The following is a 21674-nucleotide window of genomic DNA, read 5'->3' as shown; positions in this document are numbered from 1 at the left end:
CACATGACCAACATCAAACCCCGTCCCATCGACTTTCTGATCATTGGTGCTGCCAAATGCGCAACCACTTGGGTGCAGCAGTCTTTGGCTGCGTCTCCCGGCATTTTTATGCCCGCCCCAGAACTTCATTTCTTTTCACGTGAATACGGGAAAGGGTTTGACTGGTTCAATGCCCAGTTCAATGGCGCACAGGAAGGCGATCTTGTCGGCGAAAAATCGAACTCATATCTCACCCAGCCGGACGCCGCCGACCGGATCCATGAGACTTACCCCAATGTCAAAATGATCGTGCAGATGCGAAATCCCGTTCAGCGCGCTTATTCTGACTATTGTATGCTGCTGCGGCGCGGTGAGGTTACAGAAGATATCCGGCGCCACCTTGATCCTCAGAAAGCTGCCAATGGACGCTTTCTGCATGACGGTCTTTACGGCCAACATCTTCAGAGATTCTACAACATATTCCCGCAGGATCAGATTTTGCTTTTGGCGTTTGAAGATGTTGCGACGCATCCTGAAAGACAACTACAGTGGGTTGACGATCACATTGGCTATAAAGGGCAACTGACGCCCCCTGTGCGCGAGAAGGTGAAAGATAAAAACGCTGCTATTGTTCCCGCGCATTTGCATCGGGTTATCGCGCCTCTACGCCCAATTCTTGACCCGATCCGCAATCGACGACCGATCAGCACATTACGAAACCTCGTCGCAAAACCGGTGGCCTACCCCGCCTTGCCAGAGGATTTGCGTCAAGAAATTGAGAAGTTCTATCAAAACGACACAGCCTTGCTGTCAAAACTGGCACCGTCTTTCAAACCAAAATGGATCTCGAAGAGCGCCCTGTCAGATCAATAGCATAGTTAACATATTCCGATTCTAGAAAAACCTACCATTAGTTGCATTCCGAAAATTCTAACACGCATTGAGTGTTTATTTTCACCGGCACATGCTTCTAAATTAGTTACCCGTAAAGGCTGTGACTTAAGGCGCCGCACGCAAAAAGATGTAAGTTACTGATAAACATGCATGTTTCCAAAAAAGAAACAGTGAATGTCTACAAATTGATAGAATTGAGGCAACTATTGCTGTAAAGATAATGACAAGGAAATGGGTTACGTTTCGATGGCAATCGGAGCTTCCAGGGGTGGGTCTATTTCCGATATCGCAAAGAATTTTGTGTCTGTGCTCTTCACCCCAATTGTGTTGTTCGCGCGTATTTCAAGCGTGAACGTGTAGTTGCCATTTTTTTTGGCATAGTAAGTGGTTTGAGGTGAGAGCGCGTGAGTAGTGAGTGTGAGGGGATGTTGAACAATTCGTTTGAATGACTCAGTGGCTGACATTTTCCAGCCATCCATGCTGAAAAATGTCAGTCGGTTCAACTTCTCAAAAGTATGAATTTCTGTCGTGCGCCCCTGGAGCGTCACGAAATTTGAACAATGTTTTTTATCTCGGAGCCGGGGAAGGTTCTTAAAATGCTAGATGGTATGGAATTCCGATCTTCACAGGAAGACAACACGTCTGCTCGTGGCGGAATGCAAAAAACAGTGAAGCATTGGCTTGCTCAGAAAAAGATTGAGCTATGTGCTAACCATAAACTGGTGATCGGAGACGTATTCACCTCTGCAGCTGCCGTATTCGTCGCGATCAGCTTGTCGCAGGGTGGTGCTGTTACTGCCGAATTCACTGCGATTATGCTGCCTATGATGCTTTTGGCAGCATCCATAAACTTCATCATCTTCACTTTGATGGGTTTCTACAAGCGGCATTCACGCTCCACTTCTCTAGACGACGTGATTGTCATCTCGCGTGGGGCATTGGTTGCCGTCTGTGTACAGATTCTGATTGCTGCACAAATCCCGGCACTGGCGCCGATTACCGTTTCCATCTTCATCATCCAATTCCTAGCGACGATCCCCTTCACGGGTGCCCTGCGCATTATTGCAAGGCATCGTGAACTGGTGCGCCGTACCAAGCACGCAGATCGCATCGCGGCCAAACAAGTACCTGTTGTTTTGATTGGCACCGGCACCAATTGCGATCTGTTTTTGCGTTCGCTAGACCGTTCCAGTTCAACCTATGTGCCTGTCGGGGTGATCGATGACGCCAAAGGCTCGACAGGGCTGCATTTTCATAATGCCCGTATTCTTGGCTCTATCCGGGAGCCTCAAAAAGCAATTGCAGCTCTTGAAGCCCATGATCTGAAAGCGCGTCAGCTTCTGCTGACAGAAGATGTTTCTCACTTTGACCAAAAAGGCATCTTTGAGCTTCTGTCCTGGGCCACGACCAACGGGATTAAGGTTTCGCGCCTTCCCGGGCTTGCTGATCCGGCATTGGACAAAGCTGGTGACGACGAAATCACGCTGCGCCCGATCCAGCCCGAAGATATCTTGAACCGCCCGCAAAAGGCTGTGGAGCGGTCCCTTCTGAGGCAGATGATCGAAGGCCGTCGCGTTCTGATCACCGGCGCTGGGGGATCCATTGGCAGCGAGTTGTCGCGCCAGATCGCATCCTTCAATCCGTCACTTCTGGTCCTGATGGACAACTGTGAATTCAACGCCTACTCGATCGACATGGACCTTGGGAAAAACTATTCTGATGTTCAGCGTCGGGTCCACGTTGGCTGTATCCGTGATGCGCAACGTGTCAATTCAATCTTCCAGCGCTACAAGCCAGAACTTGTGTTCAATGCGGCTGCTTTGAAGCACGTTCCAATGGTAGAACTCAACCCGTGCGAAGGCGTTTTGACCAATGTCGTTGGTACACGCAACGTGGCCGATGCCGCGCGTGAGGTTGGCGCCATCGCAATGGTGCAGATCTCGACCGATAAGGCCGTAAACACAACAAACGTGATGGGCGCCACCAAACGCGTGGCCGAGTTCTATGCACAAGCGCAAGACCGCATCACATATGAGAAACAGGGGCCCAAAGATGACTCGCAAACGCGTTTCTTCTCGGTCCGGTTTGGGAATGTGTTGGGATCGTCGGGGTCGCTTATTCCGCTGTTCCAAAAGCAAATCACCGAAGGTGGTCCGTTGACCGTCACTGATCGTCGGATGGAACGTTTTTTCATGACCATCCGGGAAGCCGTCCAATTGACCGTTGTGGCCGCCGCCAAAGGGTTGGCACGAAACTCGGGTCTGGGCGAGATTTTCGTTCTGGACATGGGGGAACCCGTGAAGATTGTAGATCTGGCCGAACGCATGATCCGTATGGCTGGACTGGAACCTTACCGCGATATCGACATTGATTTTGTCGGTATCCGCCCAGGAGAGAAGCTGTTTGAAGAGCTGTTCGACAAAGCCGAAGAACGGCGCGATAGCGGAATTGAATCCGTCGAAAGCGCGCTGCCTGACGGGCTTCCCATGGCACAGCTTCGCTCTGCGATTATCGCTTTAGAGAAGGCTGCCCGTGAAGGGGATGAAGCTGCTGTACGTCAACAGTTGATCGATCTGGTTCCTGGATATGGGGATCGGGAAGACGCTGGTTCGCAAGAAAACGTGCATAACTTCAATCGCCGTCGTGCGTCTAATCCTGCTCCGATTGCCGGTCCCAAGCGAGGCTCCGAAATTAAGGGCCCTTCCGGCCAACGACTTTGGGCAGGCGAGTAAACAGCATGTCGCGTTCATCGAAATCGAACGAACAGATCAGGGGGGGTGCCCCCAGAAAAGCCGTCGTTCTTGGCAGCTTGGGTTGGTCACTGGTAAACTTTCGGCTCGATCTGATCCGCAGGCTGGCTCAGAACGGTTACGACGTTCTGGCCACGGCTGCGGATATTGACGACGAAACCGCACAAACTTTGCGCGACAATGGTGTGCGGCCCTGCCCGATTCCAATGGATCGCACAGGTACCAATCCAGTTCGCGACCTGAAAACGCTCTGGGCGTTGGTCCATTTCTTCAGAAAAGAAAAACCTGAACTGGTGATTTCCTACACGATGAAACCCAACATCTATGGCAGCCTCGCGGCTCAGATCGCTGGTGTCCCGCATCGCTATGCGCTTTTCACGGGACTTGGATATAGTTTCATGGAAGAGAACCCAACAGGCCGCCGCAAGCGTGTGCGCGACCTGTCGATTCTACTGCACCGTATTGCGCTTCGCCGCATTCATGGCGCGTTTTGCTATAACTCGGCAGATCGCCGCGATATTCGCCGGTTCCACCTGATCCCGGATCATGTCGCATTGCACGACGTGCCCGGGTCGGGGGTCGATACGAAGCGCTATACGGCATCCCCTGTTCCCGAAGGACGCGTAAGATTCCTTTTTGTCGGGCGGCTTTTGCGCAGCAAGGGGCTTTTAACCCTTGGCAAGGCTGCCGAAATTCTTCGTGCCCAAGGGCATGAATGTGACATCGATATTTTGGGACCGGCAGACAGCAACCCTGATGCCATTGACCCCGACCTTTTTGCTGAATGGCAGGCAAGCGGGCTGGTCAATTGGTTGGGCGAGACACGTGACGTACGTCCGTATCTCGCCAAATGCAGTGTGTTTGTCTTGCCGACCGAGCTGCGTGAGGGCGTCCCGCGATCGATCCTTGAGGCCATGTCCAGTGGACGCGCTGTTATCACCACAGACGCCCCCGGTTGTGGCGAAGCCACCCAAGACGGCGTGTCTGGCATGGTATTTCCTCAAGGGGACGCGGACGCCCTTGCGCAGACGATGAAAAAATTCATCGAAGACCCTTCCCTTGCCGTAACCATGGGCAAGGCTGCGCGCGAACATGCGTGCCGGAAATATGATGTACACTTGGTCAACTCGATCCTGATGCAAAACATGGGGGTCGAGCCTCTTGACCCTGACGCGGGTCTTCCAAAAGGTCTTGCCTATTCCGAGTTGGCCTCGTGACCCGTGCCGCCGCATCTCTGACTTCTAGCAATCCTTCAGAGCAAAACAATCGCTTCCTGAGGTTTCTACTGGCAGGTCTGGTGAACACGGCGTTCGGGTATACGATCTATGCGGCATTTGTTTTTATTGGTGCGCATCCGCAGCTGGCGCTGGCCCTGCAATTCGCGATTGGCGTCGTGTTCAATCATATGACACATGGGCGTTTTGTGTTCGGAACGCGGGGCTATAGCCGTTTCCCGTACTATGTTTTGGCTTATGTGGCGGTCTACTTGTTCAATGCCGCGGCTTTGAAAATTCTGATGACATTGGGCGCCGGGGCTTATCTGGCGCAAGCCATTGCGCTTGTTCCTACGGTCCTTCTGTCGTTCAAACTTGTGTCGGCTGCTTTGCGCGGAAGTCCCTCTAATTCGCCTGATGGTGAAAAGGGGGCTTCATGAGCCTAACAGAGCATTACAAATCTGATCCATCTGCATCACAGAGTTCGAACACGATTGACGATCCCGTGGCCCGCCGCATGGGGCAGACCGCCCTGACCATCGGTTTTGTTGTTTTGCTGGCAGCCGTTTATGGGCGGCTGATGGGATATGGGTTGCGTCGGGATGAAATGATGTTCGTCCCACCAGCACGCTTTTTGGGTGATCTTCAGCTTTATCAAGATGTTTTTTACAATCATGTCCCATATTCCGCGTGGTATTTCCGCGGATTTAACCTGATTTTCGGAGCAGGAGGCCTGTTGTTCTCGGCCCGAATGGGGATATTCGCGGCGTGGCTCTTTTTGGCAGGGATTACGAGCTGGATCACATTGCGCCTGTCCGGCTCCACCCGCATGGCTGTCTTCGCAGCCGTTGCGACCCTGACCTGCCACCCCCTGATGAACGAACCGGGCATGGCCGCGTCGAACAACCTTTTGCAACTGCCCTTTGCCCTCGCGGGCTTGGGGTTATTCTTAATTGAGCTGCAAGAGAATAAATTTCGCTGGGCGCGACTGTTTGCATCGGGCCTGTGCCTGTCCATCGCGACTGGAATGAAAGTAAGCGCTGTTGCGTTCATTCCCCCTGTTGCAATCGCCGCATTTCTGCTGCCCGCCGCCCTACCCTTCGCACAGCGTATCCGGCGCGTTGCACTGCCCATCCTGCTAGGTGGAATGCTGGGTGCTGTTCCGCTTTTCATATTGCTGTTCACGGACCCACAGCTTTTCCTGGCCCATATCGTCAAATTCCACACCGGGCCACATGTTGCCTATTGGGAGGCGAACCGCCTAACGGAACCAGATTTGGCCCTGGGATTGGGCAGCAAAGCACAATTGGCTTACGGCATCTGGCTTGAGGGCGTCCCCTTGATCACCGGCTTCGTGATCCTTTGCTTTGGGTGGATGGCGTTTTCAGAGAACGCATTGGAGACACCGGAAAACCAACCATCCCTTGGCCCGGTTGTGGTTGTGCTTGGCACGTTGCTGACAACAGCATTGATGAGTTTTCTACCAACCCCCGGCTTTTCTCAGTACTACGTGGCACCATTGATTTTGCTACCTATTTTGGCAGCCCTGATGCTGAACCGCGTTCCAAAAGCAGTGCAGCAACAGTCGCGCCCGGTGCTTGCAGCGGCCGCCTTGTTATGCGTCTTGACTGCTCTGCCCTGGCTTGGCCCAGATTTGCGTACAACCCTTGGGGCCGGCAGCTCGACCCCGCATCGCATGAACTCGGGTGGTCGCGCTTTGGAAGCGGTCATGTCTGACCGGGGTATCGTAAACGGCAAGGTTGCAACCTTCTTGCCAATCTATCCATTAGAGGCAGGTCTGGATGTTTATCCCGAACTTGCTACGGGTCAATTCGCCTATCGCATTGCCCCATATACCGATCCAGAACTGGCCAAGCATTACGTGATGGCCGGCGCGGATGAGATCACATCAGTCTTTGACAAAGAACCGCCAGCCGCGTTTCTATTGGGGTATGAACCTACCTTAGAGGAACCTTTGCTGCGCTATGCGATCTCAAAGGGATACCGTAAGGTGTCCGTCGATGGCCTGAACAATCGCTATGGCGAAGGCCGTGTTTATCTTCAACCCGGGGAGAGTATTCAATGACCCCCATCACGCAACCATTTCAACCAATACATTTTTCAGTATCACGTCCCAAGGGTGGCTCTTTCTGGGACAGAAAGAACTCGCGTTCACTTCACTTTTAAAGGGGGAAACGAACCATGCAGACAATTCTTTTAGCGGGCGGCCTAGGCTCGCGTTTGGCAGAAGAAACCGTGGCCATTCCAAAACCAATGGTCGAAGTTGGGGGACGCCCGATCATCACGCGCGTCATGGATATTTATAGCCATTTCGGGCACAATGATTTCATCGTGGCTGCGGGATATAAATCCCTGTCCCTGAAGCAATATTTTGCCAACTACCACCTGATTGCCAACAACATCACCGTGGCCGTTGACAGTGGCAAGATGGACCTTGTACCGGCTGCACCCGGCGGTTGGAACGTGTCCGTTGTTGATACGGGGCCCAAGACTATGACCAGCGGCCGTATTCGCCGCCTGAAAGAATGGCTGAAACCCGGTCCATTCATGGTCACCTACTCTGACGGGCTTGGAAATATCGACATAAACGCGCTGATCGAATTTCACAAATCACATGGCAAGCTGGCGACTGTCACGGCTGTTCAGCCCCCTGCCCGCTTTGGCAACATTGAGCTGGCAGGTGATCGCGTCGAAGCCTTCACCGAAAAGGTCCGCCGCCGCGATACGTGGATCAATGGCGGTTACTTTGTGTTTGAGCCTGAAGTCATGGACTATTTCGTTGATGACATGGAGCCCTTGGAACAATCACCTTTGACCCAGATGGCTCAGGACTGTGAACTCATGGCCTACAAGCATGAGGGCTTCTGGCATCCGATGGACACAATCCGCGATCGCAACACGTTGAACGATCTTTGCGAAGAGGAAACACCCCCTTGGATGCGTTTTAACGAAGAGCTGCCGTCTGACGTCACAGCCCTTGCGATTTGAGGCTCCTGATGTCGGGCGCTGTTTCATCTGATTTCGGCGGCGCATTCAAAGACCGCCACGTTCTGGTCACCGGCCATACAGGCTTTAAGGGGGGCTGGATCAGTCATTGGCTGATGCAGCTTGGTGCGCGCGTGACGGGTATTGCCCTTGCGCCGGAACTAGGTCCAAACCTGTATGACGTGACGGGGCTGAAAGGCGACGTAGACAGTCGCCTGATCGACATTCGGGATCGTGGCACCTTGCTCTCTCAGGCTGGCGATATTGATGCGGATGTTGTCATTCATATGGCAGCACAGCCTTTTGTGCGCCGATCCTACGCCAATCCGGCAGAAACATTCGCCACCAACGTTTCCGGCACCGCACATGTGCTGGATTTGGCGCGCGACATGCCCTCGTTAAAAGCCGTGGTCGTAGTGACAAGCGACAAGTGCTATGAGAACAACGAATGGGATTGGGGGTATCGTGAAAATGACCCGATGGGTGGATCGGATCCCTACAGCGCCTCGAAGGGTGCGACCGAGCTGGTCGCACAGTCCTATCGCAGATCGTTCTTTAACGCTCCGGATGGCCCGCAATTGGCCACGGTGCGGGCAGGCAACGTGTTTGGCGGCGGCGATTGGGGTGAAGACCGACTGATCCCTGATATCGTGCGTGCCGTTGCTGCGGATCACCTCGTCAAAATTCGCAACCCGCACAGCATCCGGCCATGGCAACATGTATTAGAGCCGCTGTCGGGATATCTGGCGTTGGCTGCGCGCCTGGTTTCTGATGGTGCCTCCTATGCCGAGCCTTGGAACTTCGGGCCCGATGTCTCGGGCACAGTAAATGTCGGCGCGCTTGCCAAGCTTATGCAAGACTATTGGGGGGTAGGTGGACCTCGCTTCGAATTTCCGGCCTCCTCGACTTCAGGTGCGGGAACGCTCCACGAGGCTGGCATTTTGCGGTTGGACAGCACCAAGGCACAAACCCGGCTGGGTTGGCGACCTCAGCTGAGCCTTGCTCAGGCCGTTCAAATGACAGTCGACTGGTATCGCGCCGACACCGCACAAGAAAACATGAAAGACTTCACCCTGACTCAAATCGCGCAATATGGCGCACTGATGTCTGGGGGAACCCAAAACAACACACCGGTGGCCGCCCAATAACGCGCCCCAGAAGGAGACCAACATGCGAGTGAATTACGGACAAACCGTACACGGTCAGGAAGAGATTGATGCTGTTGTAGAGGTGTTGAAAACCTCGACCCAAATGGGGCCACGCGTGCGCAAGATGCAAGAACGCGTCGCTGGGCTTTTCGCTAAGTCACATGGGATCATGGTGAACTCTGGATCATCGGCCAACTATTTGGCGGTCGAAATCCTTGACCTTCCCAAGGGAAGCGAAGTCATCACCCCCGCCCTAACCTTTGCCACAACCGTTGCGCCACTTGTTCGGCAAGGGCTGATCCCGGCATTTGTCGACGCGGCACCCGGCACGTACAATATCGACGTGGACGCAATCGAGCGGATGATCACGTCAAACACATCGGCCGTGATGATCCCATCTTTGATTGGCAACCTGCCCGACTGGGTGCGTATTCGCGAACTGGCTGATGCACATGGGTTGAAGGTGATCGAAGACAGTGCAGACACATTGGGGGCAACGATCGGCTCGGAAAGCACCGGCAAGTATTCGGATGTCTCCACCACCAGTTTTTATGGGTCACACGTGATCAATGGCGCCGGCAATGGCGGCATGCTGTGTGTGAATGATGACGAACTTGCCCGGAAAGCTTTTCTGCTTCGGTCTTGGGGGCGTACATCGTCACTTTTCGTCGAAAGCGAAACCATCGAGAACCGGTTTGGCGTTCAAGTGGACGGGATCGATTATGACGCGAAGTTTCTGTTCGAAGATCTGGGCTATAACGTTGAACCGTCCGAGATCAGCGCCGCCTTTGGGCTGGTCCAATTGGACAAGCTCGAGCACAATATCCGCGAGCGTGAAAAGAATTTCGACGCGCATAACGCCTTCTTCAAGGACTACGAAGATTGGTTCATCCTGCCCAACCAGTTGCCCAACAGCCGCACCGGCTGGCTGGCCTATCCGCTTACCCTTCGCGAAGACGCGCCTTTTAGCCGGCGCGAGCTACAGATCCATCTGGAAAAGGCAGAAATCCAGACTCGCCCCGTATTTACTGGCAACATCTTGCGGCAGCCTGCCATGAAAGACGTGACCTGCACCACCGACCCAGCGGGCTATCCTGTTTCAGATGATGTTATGAAAGGTGGCATCCTTCTCGCCCTTCATCATGGGCTGACACAGGCCCATGTGGATTACATGCATGAAATCTTCACTGGGTTTGCCCGTTCACATCAGGGGGTTGCTGCCCAATGACCGGTCTGCGCGCCCCTCATCAATTGCCAGCTTGGTTGCCTTACGAAGGCGGTCACAACACAGGCATTCACGGGCTGCGGGGCGTGGCCGCTGCGATGGTGCTGTTTGCGCATATTGTCGGAGGCACGGCGGAACATATCTATGCTGACAATGCTGCCTATCTGGCTGTGTCTGAACCGCTTTGGAACTTCGGGACGTTCTTTGTGTACCTGTTCTTTGCCATTTCTGGTTTCGTCATTTTGCCCAGCGCATTTCGATATGCGCCGAGAGATTTTGCAATCCGTCGGATCTTGCGGATCTACCCGCTTTTTCTGGTCTTTACATTGATTTTTATCGCCGGAAATGCCGCGATGAACCTACAGCCCAAGCTGAACGATCTGCCTACAATCCTGTATGCGTTGACCTTCACGAACCTTTTGGCCGGGACGGAACAGCTGACCCCCAATGCTTGGAGCCTAACCTACGAAATGATGTTCTATTGTCTTGCAGGTCTTGGGGCTTTTGCGATCTCTCAAAAGATGCGTGGACTGCAACTGATCATGGCTCTGGCGTCATTGGCATTCTTGGTTGTCTTTCCGAAATCCCTTTATTTTGTAGCCGGGATACTTGTCTTCATTCTGTATGGACGCCGCTTCGTGCAAAAGCTTCCTATGCGTCCCGTGCTGGAAGTTATTGCCGCGCTGTCGCTGGGTTACGCCGCTTCACGGGCGCATTTCGACTTTCGTGCGGGCGAGCTACGCGAACCAATCACGCTGATTTGCATGGCTCTGACTTTCCTGTACTTCCTTTTCGCCGTTGAAAAAGATAGCGTCACCGCGCGACTTCTATCAGCCCGCTGGGCGCAATACCTGGGTACAATCAGCTATAGCCTGTATCTGGCACATCCCTATATCTACATGCCGATGCGAGTGGTCTTTCAGAAGCTTGGTCTGTTTTCCGAGAATGCATGGCTGAGTGTAACAATCTTTGGCCTGGTGACCTTTGTGGCGGCGATCGCTGCCTCACATGTTTCCTATCTTCTGTTTGAAAAGCTGCCCGTCACAATGTTCCGCAACTGGCGAGGCCGTGACAAAGCTTTGCAAAAGGATCTGAGCGTATGAAACGCCGGGTTTTGATATCCGGCGGCACTGGCTTTATCGGGTCGCATCTTGCCCGCGCTTTACTCGCAAATGGGGACGAGGTCGCGGTTCTGTCGCGACCGGGTTCTTCCACTGCACGCCTGCAGGATATCGCTTCACAGATTGGGGTTTACTGGGTCGATTCACAGGATCTGGTAGGGCTGACCCGGCAGATGCAGCAAATCGTTCCTGATGTGATTTATCACCTTAGCGCGCAGACGCGGTTTACCTCTTCGGACCCACTTCGGGATCTAAAGACCGCACATGAAGCAAATGTCGCGCCGCTTCTTACGATGATCCGGGCCGCTGACGCGTTGCAAACGCCGCCCAAAGCATTCATTCGTGCAGGCACGATTGCCGAATATGGCCGTGCGCCCGCCCCGCATGACGAAGGATCTCACGCCCAGCCGACAAATGCATACGCAGCCTCCATGCTGTCAGGCACCCATTATCTGAATGCAGCCCGTCCTCATTTGCGTTTCGCTACTACCACAGCACGTTTGGCGTTGACCTATGGCCCGGATCAGGGCGGAGATTTCATAGTTCCGTCAATGGTGGAAGCATGCCTTTCCGGAGAGAACTTTGATGTGCGACGCCCCGAAGACCGCCGCGATCTGGTGCATGTTTCAGATATGGTTCAGGCGCTGATCGGGCTTGGCCGGGTTGAAGGGGATTTGCCACCCGTTTTGAACCTTGGGTCAGCCACCGCACCCAGCATGCGCGAACTGGCACAGATGGTTTTAGAACTTACCGGTGCCTCAGAGGATCTTTTGCATCTTCACCCGCAAGACCCGGAAACTGGCCATGAGCTTTGCCTGATCTCGGACAAGGTTTTTGACCTGACTGGCTGGCGTCCATCCCTTGATTTGAACGCTGGTCTGACCCTTATGATCAAAGCGATGGAAGAGCAGGAAGGCTTGTCCCCCTATGGCAGGAGGAGCGCATGACAACGCTAATTTCAATTCTGATCCCAGCCTTGAACGAAGAGGCCAATGTAAGACGCGCCTATGACCGTGTGCTGACCGTATTTGAGGATCTTGACGGATATGAACCGGAAATCATTTTCACCGACAATCATTCAGATGATGACACCTTTCTGATCCTCTCGGAGATCGCCCAGAACGACCCAAACGTCCGGGTGATCCGGTTTTCCAAGAACGTGGGCTATCAAGCGTCTGTGCTAACCGGGTATCGTGCAGCACGGGGGGCTTGTGCGATCCAGCTGGATTGTGACCTGCAAGACCCGCCCGAGCTGATTCCACATATGCTGGACCTATGGAAACAAGGTCATCAAGTCGTCTACGGGGTCCGTCGCAGCTTGCCTGATGGACGTATTACTGCCTTCGCGCGCAGGTTTTTCTATGCTTTGATCGACCGGATCAGCGAAGACAACCTTCCACGCAATGCCGGAGAGTTTCGCCTAACTGACAGGCGCATTCTGGACGAGTTGAAGCGCGTGGATGACCGATCCCCCTATGTTCGTGGGTTGATCAGCGGCATGGGGTTCAGCCAGATCGGATTTGAATATGACCGGCAAGCGCGGCTTGAGGGCGAAACGAAGTTTCCATTTCGCGCCATGCTATCGCTGGCCATTGACGGGTTGATCAACCATTCGCTTTTGCCGCTACGCCTGGCATCCTACATTAGCTTGTTGGTTGGGCTGGGGACTTTCCTTCTGATGATGTTCTACATCATCGCCAAGCTGGTTTTCGGCCAGGATTGGCCCGCAGGTTTTGCGACCACAACAGTATTGCTCTTGCTTTCCATGACTTTGAACGCGATGTTTCTTGGTATTTTGGGGGAATACATTGGACGCATATTCATCCAGTCTAAGAACCTGCACCAACCACTGATCGAAGCCCAATTGAATGCGCCAGACGGTTTATCTGAGACAGAGAACCCCCATAGTGTCGCCGGGGATAAAACAAAGGCGCCCGACGCGGCGGAGTAATACGTGAAAATCCTAATGATACAGGGCGGATTCGGCGCAGGCGGCGCTGAAAAGGTTGTCGCCATGATCGCCGCCTATCGCGCACAACTTGGGAATGATGTGACCGTCATGGGTTTTGACATGCCCGAAAGCGGGTCCTATTTCCCCTACCCCGAAGACGTTCAGCTTCTTGTACCAGATGGGGCGAAAAGCGGATCCCCTTTTGCGCGGTTAAAAATGATCCGGCAAGCTATCCGACGCGAACGCCCTGATGTGGTTCTGTCCTTCTTGACAAAAGTGAATGTCCTCAGCCTTGCCGCTGCCATTGGAACCGGCACCCCGGTTGTGATTTCAGAACGCAACAATCCACGTGCCCAGAATGCCCATCCAGTCTGGCGGCACGCACAGAACCTGTTGGTGCGCCGTGCAGCCTGCGCCGTGATGCAAACGGAACGGGCGCGTGCAGACTTGCCCTCTTCGGTACAGGGCACATCTGTAGTGATTCCGAACCCATGCGCCCCGCACGAGACTCACAAAGCCGCTCCGAATTCTGTGAAGAACCGAATGGTTGCAGTCGGACGTTTGGACAAGCAAAAGGGCTTTGACGTTCTTTTGCACGCAATGGTCCAAATCATCCAAGCGGTTCCAGAGGCAAAACTGACCATCCACGGCGAAGGGCCGGAGCGCGCGCATTTGGAAGAGCTGCGCTCATCTCTTTCCCTGACCGATCACGTCGCCCTGCCAGGGGCGAGCCCGACACCCGGTTCGTGGCTATCCGACGCGGATGTGCTGGTCATGCCCTCGCGGTTTGAGGGCTTCCCCAATGTACTGGCAGAAGCCACCGTCAACGGCCTGCCCGTGGTGTCCACCGATTGTGATTTCGGCCCGCGCGAGATCATCTCCGAAGGCGAAAACGGATTGCTCGTTCCTGTCGATGACAGCGAAGCTTTGGCGGATAACATCATTCGATTGCTGAAGGATCGCGACTTGCGCACGCATATGGCGGACGCGGCCGCGATCAACCGCGACCGGTTGGCCCCTAGCCAAATTCTACAGGACTGGGACCAAGTCATCGCGCGGGCGACAAAGGAAAGCTAGACTTCAAGGTCCCTGCGTTTCGGGGCGTGTTCCAATGACAATTCGGTAAAGTCAGGAACGTCCATCAGGACGGAAACATTGTTGTGGATCAGGCAACCCTGCCCAACGGAAACGCCAAAGAGCACCGATGCCCCCATTCCAACAACACTGCCCTCACCAATGCCAACATTACCAGCAAGGATCGCTGCGGGTGTCAAATGGGCATGATCCCCAACTACGCAATCATGAGCCACCGTGCTGGACGAATTCACAATCACATTTGCCCCAATCCGGCACCGTGGACCAACCATGGCGTTTGGCAACACATAGCTTGCCGGCCCTAGTTTCACATCCGCACCGAAATGAGCCGTCGGGTGGACCAATGGCGGCATGATAAAACCAATGGCGTACAGCTTTTCATAGACCGCCTTGCGCGTCTCGGACGAGGTCGCGCCGCCAATACCCACAAACGCAACGCGCACTCCGCTGTCATAAAGTGACTGCAACGCATCATCGGTATCGATCACCTGAACCCCGGAAATGACCTGTGTTCCTTTTGGCAGTTTACCATCAACTGCGCCAACCAAGTCCCAACCACACGCCACAGCGATTTCACCAATCGTCGCACCATGACCACCGCCGCCGACCAAGACGGCTTGCATCGCAGTGACAGCCGGTCCGTCACCCGAGCCTTTGCGTGCCGCCGCTTCGACTTCGGACACGCCAATACGGCCAGCTTTAGGCTGAACTGTATCCAGATCCACGCCAAGTTCTTCCGCCCGCATGCGTGCTTTGGTGGTCACCTTAACCTCGGCGCTGCCAGCGTCAGCCCCGCCGGCCTCATCACCCGCTGCTGCGTCATCGCCGCAAGTGTCGATCACCAAAATCACACTGCCGCTTGCGATCATCCGGCCTTTTTTGGCGTTGATCTTGGCGACCGTTCCAGCATGCGTGGCTTCAATATCAACCGAGGCTTTCGTCGTCTCGGCCGAGATCAGAAGATCCCCCTCTTCGACCTGATCGCCGACTGCAACGTTCAGCTCGGCAACCAAAACCTCGTCTTCATTTGCATTTACCCGAGGGGTCATGATGTCGATAAGTGCCATGATTTTTCCTTTAGAACGAAGCCAAAACTGCGCGTTCGATTTTGTCGACGCTGGGTAGGATTTCCAATTCCCAATTGCGCGCACTTGGGATTGCGGTCGGATCGGCAGCAATGGATTGGAAATGACGCGGGGCTATACCCGCTGACAGAATTTCCTCGGCCACTGCGGCCCCAAAACCCCAGCTTTCCGATCCTTCCTCGACCGTGAAAACACGATCCGATTTCGAAGCCGCCGCGCGGATAAGATCGCCTGGCATTGGCGACAAGTGTTGCACTGGTACCACTTCGACCGTGATCTCTTCATCCTCCAACAGCCGTTCGGCTGACTGCACGCAAAACTCGGTCACGCCGCCATAGGTCAGAATGACCGCATCAGGCCGGTCGTAGCTGACAAGGCGATCAGGCTCGACCAGTTTCGAATACATGATCTTGTTCTCAATGAACAAAACCGGGCTGCCAAGTCCCGCTGCCTGTTTCAGAAGCTCACCGGGGCTTTGAAATTGGTTTACGGCCATGACGGTCAGCCCCGGCACACCGCAAAAATGCTTTTCGATGCTTTGCGAATGCGTCGGCCCATAACCGCGTCCGCCGCCCATAGGCGTGCGCACCACAAGGCTTGCATCCACAGCGTCGTTGAACATCCATTTTACCTTGGCGGCATGGTTGACCAATTGATCTGTGGTCAGGGTCAGAAAATCGCCAAACATGATCTCAGCCAGAACTGTGCGTCCGCGCAAGGCCATACCAAGTCCGACTCCGACAAGGCCGGCCTCTGAAATCGGAGTCGTGATCACATTGTCTGGATAGGCGTCCGACAATCCCTGCGTGACCTTGAAGGCCCCGCCATACGGATCCAATAGATCTTCCCCCAAGACAATCGTCTTAGGATCACGTTGCATGATTGAAAACAGGCTGTCCCGCAGCTCTTCTACGACGCGCATGCAACTTCATCCTTCAAAGCTACTTCAAGTACCTCGGCGATGTGGTCATCACACCATTGCTCCAACGCGTCCGGGTCAGAAACCCGATCCCGATAAAGCACTAGCGGGTCACGTTTTTGCAATTCGGCAACGTAGGTTTCATCCCGCGTATCATCGCCTTTGGAATGCGGGCCAAGGCGGACCGTTTCCAGATGTAACCACGCGGGCCGCCCGCTTGATCGGATCTGATCTACAATCGGTGCAACACCTTTATAAATGTCATCCGCATCGGTGCTGGCAATATGATGGCAATCGATCCCAAACGCCTTCGCACGATCTGTGATCGACCCGGCCACGCCCAGTTCCTTTGGGGTGGTTTGCGCAATTCCGTTGTCCTCGACCACAAACAAGACAGGTGCTGACAGAAGCGACGCGAAGTTCAACGCCTCGTAGACGGCCCCCTCGCCCATGGTACCGTCGCCCATAAAGATACAGCTGATCGCACCTTTGTCCTTCTCGGCCAATGCGGCACCCACGGCCGCTGCAGCAAAGCCCCCTTGAATGCCCGACGAATAGAAGTTGCGCCAGTGTAGGTGTTGCGAACCACCACGCCCGCCACAAGCGCCCGTGCGGCGCCCCAAGATTTCGGCAAACAGGCGATAGCTTTGTCCACAATAAGACAGGAAATGCCCGTGACAGCGGTGGTTGGACCAAACCATGTCTTTGTCCAGCTCAAGCGCTTCCATAATCGCCACGGCATTCGCTTCTTGTCCCATTGACGTATGCGTTGTTCCGGCGAGCAAATTGTTGGTGAAAAGCTCCAACAGCTTTTGTTCGAACCGACGGATCAGGACAAGCTGTCGGTAAAACCGATCTGTGCGCGGCAATTCCGCGCCCAGTACCTCGGCATCAATATTTTGTAAAATTTCGTTCATCTCAATCTCCGCCCCAAAGGCACGGCCCATCCTTACCCCAATTTACCCCCTCGCGGCCCGAGAAATCATGTGGCCGGAGCTTCGTCTTCAAATGATTGACGTTTCGCCCAGCATCGGGCTGCTGTCCTTTTGCATCTGTGCCTCAATCGTATCAGGGAAATACCCGAACGGCTTCAAATCCATGCCGATCAGAGCTTCCAGATCCCCGTTGCTTTCATCGTAATAGCCTTCAATCTTTTCTTCAATCAGACGATCAAACCGTGTCGAAATTCGTTTGTCCATTGATCGTGCGCCAGGAATTTTGCCCAAAAGCTTGGTGGCCAATTTCAAGTACCCCAGTGGCACAAAGCCTCCGGGTGAAAGCTGTGTATTGCCAATTGTGCCATTCACGAAACGCATAAACAGAAGCGGCATCAACGGACGCGACCGATTTGTCACTTCGTTTTCGAGCTGCAAATCAAATCCAAAGAACGCATTCAACCGCGTTGTAAATGAATCAAAGTCTTGCACCATAAGCTCGTAAGGCAAGGCCAGGACGTTTTCCGCGCCAAAATTGTTGTGATACAAAGAAACAAGCTTGTGATAGTTCAGATAGTCCAGCTCAAACGCGGGCAGTTTATAGATCTGAGGCTGCGGATTGGTCAGAAACTCTTTCAGCGTCAATCCACCTCCATCTGCCACATATTGTTGATAAAAGCTTTTGATCCACCGGGACTGCTCTCGGAACAAGACAAGTATCTTCGCATCCGGAAAAGCTTTGGCCAAACGGGCCGCGATGATTTCTCGATCAAACCCGCCGGATGCGGGATAGCCTGTCAGGCGCTCGTGCGACATGACCAAAGCCTTACCTTGCTCAGTTGCGCGTTCGGTTTCGGCCTGAAATGGTGCTTCGTTAAAATCCAGCAAGTGGCCAATGAAAGCATTGCGTACGTCTGCCCGCTCGACATAGTACATCGACGGGTGCGTACGGAATTTTTGCTGCAGAGTGGATGAGCCGGTCTTGTGTATCCCGATATGGATGAAAGTCGGCGTGGATTGGGTCATAAACTAAAACTGCTTCTCATCGTTATTAAAATAATTTGCGGCGTTGAGTCCGCTCAACATCCACCAACAACAGCGTAAAACAAAACGTAAAATCAGATTCCGGTCAAAAATATGACAGCTGACGATATTTGCTGGGGATTCACCACATTCCGACAGCAAAAAGCAATCTAAACCAGTTCGCCGAAGGTGGAATAAACTGTTTCTCTGACCGTGCGAACCCACAAAGCAAGAATCACTTGCGTTTGCAGCCTCTTGCGGCTCCCGCCTAACGTGCGACAGGAGCCGTTTGATCAACTCAAAAAGCTTTATTCAACCGCACTTTGAATGGCCACATGACGCGCAGGTCATGCACCCTTCGATCATGCGCATGTCGAACTGTCCGCAGCTTGGGCACGCTTTGCCACGGGGCGGTTCGCCCAGGTTGACAACCTCGGCCTGTGGGTCAGACTTCAGGCCCATGCCCTCGCCTTCAAGGAACCCTGTTGCGATCATGTGGCGTTCGATGACAGAGCCGATCGCGGCCAAGATCGAGGGGATGTATTTCCCATCCATCCAAGCACCACCGCGCGGGTCGAACACGGCTTTCAGTTCTTCCACAACAAAGCTCACATCGCCCCCGCGCCGGAACACGGCCGAAATCATACGGGTGAGCGCAACGGTCCAGGCGAAATGCTCCATGTTCTTGGAGTTGATGAAAACCTCAAACGGGCGGCGATGGCCGTTCATGATCAAGTCGTTCACGGTGATGTAAATCGCGTGCTCGCTGTCAGGCCATTTCACCTTGTAGGTATGTCCCTCCAAAGACTGCGGGCGGTCCAATGGCTCTGAGATATAGACTACATCCGCACCGCTATCAGCCTCGGGGGCTTTCTCGCTTTCCTCGGACACAGACAGAACCGATCCGGTCACGTCATTGGGGCGATACGTGGTGCAGCCTTTGCAGCCGGTTTCCCATGCTTCCATGTAGACGTCCTTGAAGTCATCAAAGCTGATGTCTTCGGGGCAGTTGATGGTTTTCGAAATCGAGCTGTCGATCCATTTCTGGGCCGCTGCCTGCATCTTCACGTGCTCCAGCGGGGCCAATGTTTGTGCGTTGACGAAATAGTCCGGCAGCTCTTTGTCGCCGAATTTGTCACGCCATAGCTGCACGGCGTAATCCACAACCTCTTCTTCAGTGCGTGTGCCGTCTTTTTGCAGAACTTTGCGCGTGTACGCATAGGCGAAGACCGGCTCGATGCCCGAGGACACGTTGCCCGCATAGAGGCTGATGGTGCCTGTTGGCGCGATCGAGGTCAGAAGCGCATTCCGGATGCCATGTTCGCGGATCGCCTCGCGCACGTCATCATCCATGTGCTGAAGCGAGCCCGAAGCGAGGAATTTTTCGGCGTCAAACAGCGGGAACGGACCCTTTTCCTTGGCCAGCTCGACCGACGCCAAATAAGACGCGCGTGCGATCTGCTTCATCCACGCCTCGGTCTGGGCCGCGGCCTCGTCCGATCCGTACCGCAGACCCAACATCAAAAGCGCGTCCGCCAGTCCGGTGACACCAAGACCGATGCGGCGTTTGGCTTGGGCTTCCTGCGCCTGAGCTTCCAGCGGGAAACGGCTTTCATCGACCACGTTGTCCATCATGCGCACGGCAGTGGCGACCAATTCGGTCAGAGCATCGCCATCAAGCTTGGCCGCATCCTCAAACGGGTCGGTGACCAGTTTGGCAAGGTTGATCGACCCCAGCAGACAGGCGCCATAGGGCGGCAAGGGCTGTTCGCCGCACGGGTTTGTTGCCGCGATGGTTTCGCAGTAGTTCAGATTGTTCATCTGATTGATGCGATCAATGAAAATCACGCCCGGCTCTGCGTAATCATAGGTCGCCTTCATGATCTTATTCCAAAGATCACGGGCCTCGACCGTATGATAGATCGTGTCGCCAAACTTCAGATCCCAGCTGCCGTCTTCCTTTACAGCGGACATGAAATCATCGGTGACAAGTACCGACATGTTGAACATGCGCAGTCGGGCGGCATCAGATTTCGCGGTGATGAAGTCCTGAATGTCCGGGTGGTCGCAACGCATGGTCGCCATCATCGCCCCGCGGCGCGAGCCTGCGGACATGATGGTGCGGCACATTGCGTCCCAGACATCCATGAAAGACAGCGGGCCAGATGCATCTGCCGCAACGCCCATCACATCCGCACCACGCGGGCGAATAGTTGAGAAGTCATAGCCGATCCCACCACCTTGCTGCATGGTTAACGCGGCTTCTTTCAGCATGTCGAAAATGCCGCCCATGCTGTCCGGGATGGTGCCCATTACAAAACAGTTGAACAAGGTGACCGAGCGCCCTGTGCCCGCGCCTGCGGTGATGCGGCCTGCGGGCAGATATTTGAAATCTTCAAGGGCTTCGTAGAATCGCTGCTCTTGCTCGGTCTCTGACGCCGAAAGGGCACGCGCGACACGTCGCCACGTATCCTCGACCGTTTGATCTTCGGGGGTCCCATCCGCTTGTTTCAAACGGTATTTCATATCCCAGATCTGTTCGGCGATGGGGGCAGCAAAGCGGCTCATGCAAGCAATTCCTATGTGTCATTTGTTCAGGCGACGATAAATTGAGTGCGACGACGGGACTTGAACCCGCAACCTCCCCGCTTTAGACAGTTAGTGTCGCCAGACCTAACGCGCGGGGTGCTCTATCCAGTTGAGCTACGTCGCAATGATTTCCCATCAGATGAGCAAAGAACAACTTGCCATCTGATGGGAGTTACAAACTAAGCCCCGATAGATGCACGGTCAATTGCCAAATCAGCCAACTCGTACCAAAACGCACTAAAATCGACACTTGCACCACAACATTTAGTAGACCCCAATGACCACACACGTAAATCTGGTAAAACTCTGCGTTGGCGCCGAAAAGGTCGAAGATCTTACGGCGTGGCAAAATATGCGCATGGGGCAGACCGGTTTGCCCAACCCGCGCCATGTAACGCGGATGTGGCCAAAACGCGAATCCGAGCTGCTGGCAGGTGGATCACTTTATTGGGTCTTCAAAGGCCTGATCCTTGCCCGTCAACGTATTTTGCGTCTTGAAGAAGTGATCGGAGACGACGGGATCCGGCGTTGTGGCTTGGTGCTGGATCACACGGTTATACGCACAGAAAGCCAACCAAGGCGTGCATTCCAAGGCTGGCGATATCTGTCCGCAGATGACGCTCCACGCGATCTGATTGGTGCGGACACCTCTGACAAGGACCCCTTGCCCGCTGAATTGGCATCAGCACTGGCCGATATCGGTATTCGCTAGATCTGTCATAGAACTTTTTCATCCAACC

General features: G+C 54.2%; 18 protein-coding genes and 1 tRNA gene. 13 read left to right on the top strand and 6 right to left on the bottom strand.

All coding sequences use genetic code 11. The features are described 5' to 3' along the window. Positions 1-3: 3 nt before the first annotated feature. From MWU55_RS11760 to MWU55_RS11705, 12 genes are all read left to right on the top strand, one after another. On the top strand, positions 4-852 hold the full coding sequence (locus MWU55_RS11760; protein WP_246936367.1) for a sulfotransferase: 849 nt from the start codon (positions 4-6) through the stop codon (positions 850-852). A gap of 743 nt (positions 853-1595) precedes the next feature. Continuing rightward, positions 1596-3605 (top strand): nucleoside-diphosphate sugar epimerase/dehydratase, encoded by a 2010-nt coding sequence (locus MWU55_RS16620; protein ID WP_246936366.1) that lies wholly within the window; start codon positions 1596-1598, stop codon positions 3603-3605. A gap of 5 nt (positions 3606-3610) precedes the next feature. Then, positions 3611-4840, top strand: coding sequence for a glycosyltransferase family 4 protein (locus MWU55_RS11750; RefSeq protein WP_246936365.1), 1230 nt, complete (start codon positions 3611-3613; stop codon positions 4838-4840). Then, the gene (locus tag MWU55_RS11745) at positions 4837-5277 is read left to right on the top strand and encodes a GtrA family protein (protein WP_246936364.1); all 441 of its coding nucleotides are present in this window, start codon (positions 4837-4839) and stop codon (positions 5275-5277) included. Before MWU55_RS11750 ends, MWU55_RS11745 begins: the two co-directional genes overlap by 4 nt. Continuing rightward, positions 5274-6923, top strand: coding sequence for a glycosyltransferase family 39 protein (locus tag MWU55_RS11740; protein ID WP_246936363.1), 1650 nt, complete (start codon positions 5274-5276; stop codon positions 6921-6923). Before MWU55_RS11745 ends, MWU55_RS11740 begins: the two co-directional genes overlap by 4 nt. A gap of 116 nt (positions 6924-7039) precedes the next feature. Continuing rightward, on the top strand, positions 7040-7846 hold the full coding sequence (rfbF, locus tag MWU55_RS11735) for a glucose-1-phosphate cytidylyltransferase (RefSeq protein ID WP_246936362.1): 807 nt from the start codon (positions 7040-7042) through the stop codon (positions 7844-7846). Positions 7847-7854: 8 nt separating this feature from the next. After that, positions 7855-8991 (top strand): CDP-glucose 4,6-dehydratase, encoded by a 1137-nt coding sequence (gene rfbG / locus MWU55_RS11730; RefSeq protein WP_246936361.1) that lies wholly within the window; start codon positions 7855-7857, stop codon positions 8989-8991. 22 nt (positions 8992-9013) lie between these two features. Beyond that, entirely contained in the window at positions 9014-10219 is a 1206-nt protein-coding gene (locus tag MWU55_RS11725) for a DegT/DnrJ/EryC1/StrS family aminotransferase (RefSeq protein WP_246936360.1), read from the top strand. Then, a complete protein-coding gene (locus MWU55_RS11720) occupies positions 10216-11319 on the top strand; it encodes an acyltransferase (protein WP_246936359.1) in 1104 nt (367 codons plus the stop codon). Before MWU55_RS11725 ends, MWU55_RS11720 begins: the two co-directional genes overlap by 4 nt. After that, a complete protein-coding gene (locus tag MWU55_RS11715; RefSeq protein WP_246936358.1) occupies positions 11316-12284 on the top strand; it encodes an NAD(P)-dependent oxidoreductase in 969 nt (322 codons plus the stop codon). Before MWU55_RS11720 ends, MWU55_RS11715 begins: the two co-directional genes overlap by 4 nt. After that, the gene (locus MWU55_RS11710; RefSeq protein WP_246936357.1) at positions 12281-13288 is read left to right on the top strand and encodes a glycosyltransferase family 2 protein; all 1008 of its coding nucleotides are present in this window, start codon (positions 12281-12283) and stop codon (positions 13286-13288) included. The genes MWU55_RS11715 and MWU55_RS11710 overlap by 4 nt, the downstream gene beginning before the upstream one ends. Before the next feature lie 3 nt (positions 13289-13291). Next, positions 13292-14365, top strand: a complete 1074-nt coding sequence (locus MWU55_RS11705; protein WP_246936356.1) for a glycosyltransferase family 4 protein — start codon at positions 13292-13294, stop codon at positions 14363-14365. Here MWU55_RS11705 and MWU55_RS11700 read toward each other — a convergent pair. From MWU55_RS11700 to MWU55_RS11675, 6 genes are all read right to left on the bottom strand, one after another. After that, positions 14362-15450: a biotin/lipoyl-containing protein gene (locus MWU55_RS11700; protein ID WP_246936355.1), complete on the bottom strand. Its 1089-nt coding sequence runs from the start codon at positions 15448-15450 to the stop codon at positions 14362-14364. The genes MWU55_RS11705 and MWU55_RS11700 overlap by 4 nt on opposite strands. A gap of 10 nt (positions 15451-15460) precedes the next feature. Further along, complete coding sequence (locus MWU55_RS11695; protein WP_246936354.1) at positions 15461-16390, bottom strand: transketolase C-terminal domain-containing protein; 930 nt, start codon at positions 16388-16390, stop codon at positions 15461-15463. Then, the gene (locus MWU55_RS11690) at positions 16378-17304 is read right to left on the bottom strand and encodes a thiamine pyrophosphate-dependent dehydrogenase E1 component subunit alpha (protein ID WP_246936353.1); all 927 of its coding nucleotides are present in this window, start codon (positions 17302-17304) and stop codon (positions 16378-16380) included. The genes MWU55_RS11695 and MWU55_RS11690 overlap by 13 nt, the downstream gene beginning before the upstream one ends. A gap of 87 nt (positions 17305-17391) precedes the next feature. Further along, positions 17392-18348: a sulfotransferase gene (locus MWU55_RS11685; RefSeq protein WP_246936352.1), complete on the bottom strand. Its 957-nt coding sequence runs from the start codon at positions 18346-18348 to the stop codon at positions 17392-17394. A gap of 309 nt (positions 18349-18657) precedes the next feature. Then, entirely contained in the window at positions 18658-20913 is a 2256-nt protein-coding gene (locus MWU55_RS11680; protein WP_246936351.1) for an adenosylcobalamin-dependent ribonucleoside-diphosphate reductase, read from the bottom strand. Between the two features lie 45 nt (positions 20914-20958). Then, positions 20959-21058, bottom strand: a tRNA-OTHER gene (locus MWU55_RS11675). A 153-nt stretch (positions 21059-21211) separates the two neighbouring features. Here MWU55_RS11675 and MWU55_RS11670 point away from each other — a divergent pair. After that, a complete protein-coding gene (locus MWU55_RS11670) occupies positions 21212-21646 on the top strand; it encodes a DUF1489 domain-containing protein (RefSeq protein WP_246936350.1) in 435 nt (144 codons plus the stop codon). The last annotated feature ends 28 nt before the right edge of the window (positions 21647-21674 follow it).

It is taken from the genome of Aliiroseovarius sp. F20344, assembly GCF_023016155.1.
Taxonomy (GTDB): domain Bacteria; phylum Pseudomonadota; class Alphaproteobacteria; order Rhodobacterales; family Rhodobacteraceae; genus Aliiroseovarius.
This window is presented reverse-complemented; position numbering and strand designations above follow the sequence as displayed.

What these genes read in the sequence shown, in the direction of transcription:
- MWU55_RS11760 (WP_246936367.1), top strand. Translation starts at nt 4, where the DNA reads ATGACCAACATCAAACCCCGTCCCATCGACTTTCTGATCATTGGTGCT.
- MWU55_RS11750 (WP_246936365.1), top strand. Translation starts at nt 3,611, where the DNA reads ATGTCGCGTTCATCGAAATCGAACGAACAGATCAGGGGGGGTGCCCCC.
- MWU55_RS11740 (WP_246936363.1), top strand. Translation starts at nt 5,274, where the DNA reads ATGAGCCTAACAGAGCATTACAAATCTGATCCATCTGCATCACAGAGT.
- rfbF (WP_246936362.1), top strand. Translation starts at nt 7,040, where the DNA reads ATGCAGACAATTCTTTTAGCGGGCGGCCTAGGCTCGCGTTTGGCAGAA.
- rfbG (WP_246936361.1), top strand. Translation starts at nt 7,855, where the DNA reads ATGTCGGGCGCTGTTTCATCTGATTTCGGCGGCGCATTCAAAGACCGC.
- MWU55_RS11725 (WP_246936360.1), top strand. Translation starts at nt 9,014, where the DNA reads ATGCGAGTGAATTACGGACAAACCGTACACGGTCAGGAAGAGATTGAT.
- MWU55_RS11720 (WP_246936359.1), top strand. Translation starts at nt 10,216, where the DNA reads ATGACCGGTCTGCGCGCCCCTCATCAATTGCCAGCTTGGTTGCCTTAC.
- MWU55_RS11715 (WP_246936358.1), top strand. Translation starts at nt 11,316, where the DNA reads ATGAAACGCCGGGTTTTGATATCCGGCGGCACTGGCTTTATCGGGTCG.
- MWU55_RS11710 (WP_246936357.1), top strand. Translation starts at nt 12,281, where the DNA reads ATGACAACGCTAATTTCAATTCTGATCCCAGCCTTGAACGAAGAGGCC.
- MWU55_RS11700 (WP_246936355.1), bottom strand. Translation starts at nt 15,450, where the DNA reads ATGGCACTTATCGACATCATGACCCCTCGGGTAAATGCAAATGAAGAC.
- MWU55_RS11695 (WP_246936354.1), bottom strand. Translation starts at nt 16,390, where the DNA reads ATGCGCGTCGTAGAAGAGCTGCGGGACAGCCTGTTTTCAATCATGCAA.
- MWU55_RS11690 (WP_246936353.1), bottom strand. Translation starts at nt 17,304, where the DNA reads ATGAACGAAATTTTACAAAATATTGATGCCGAGGTACTGGGCGCGGAA.
- MWU55_RS11685 (WP_246936352.1), bottom strand. Translation starts at nt 18,348, where the DNA reads ATGACCCAATCCACGCCGACTTTCATCCATATCGGGATACACAAGACC.
- MWU55_RS11680 (WP_246936351.1), bottom strand. Translation starts at nt 20,913, where the DNA reads ATGAGCCGCTTTGCTGCCCCCATCGCCGAACAGATCTGGGATATGAAA.
- MWU55_RS11670 (WP_246936350.1), top strand. Translation starts at nt 21,212, where the DNA reads ATGACCACACACGTAAATCTGGTAAAACTCTGCGTTGGCGCCGAAAAG.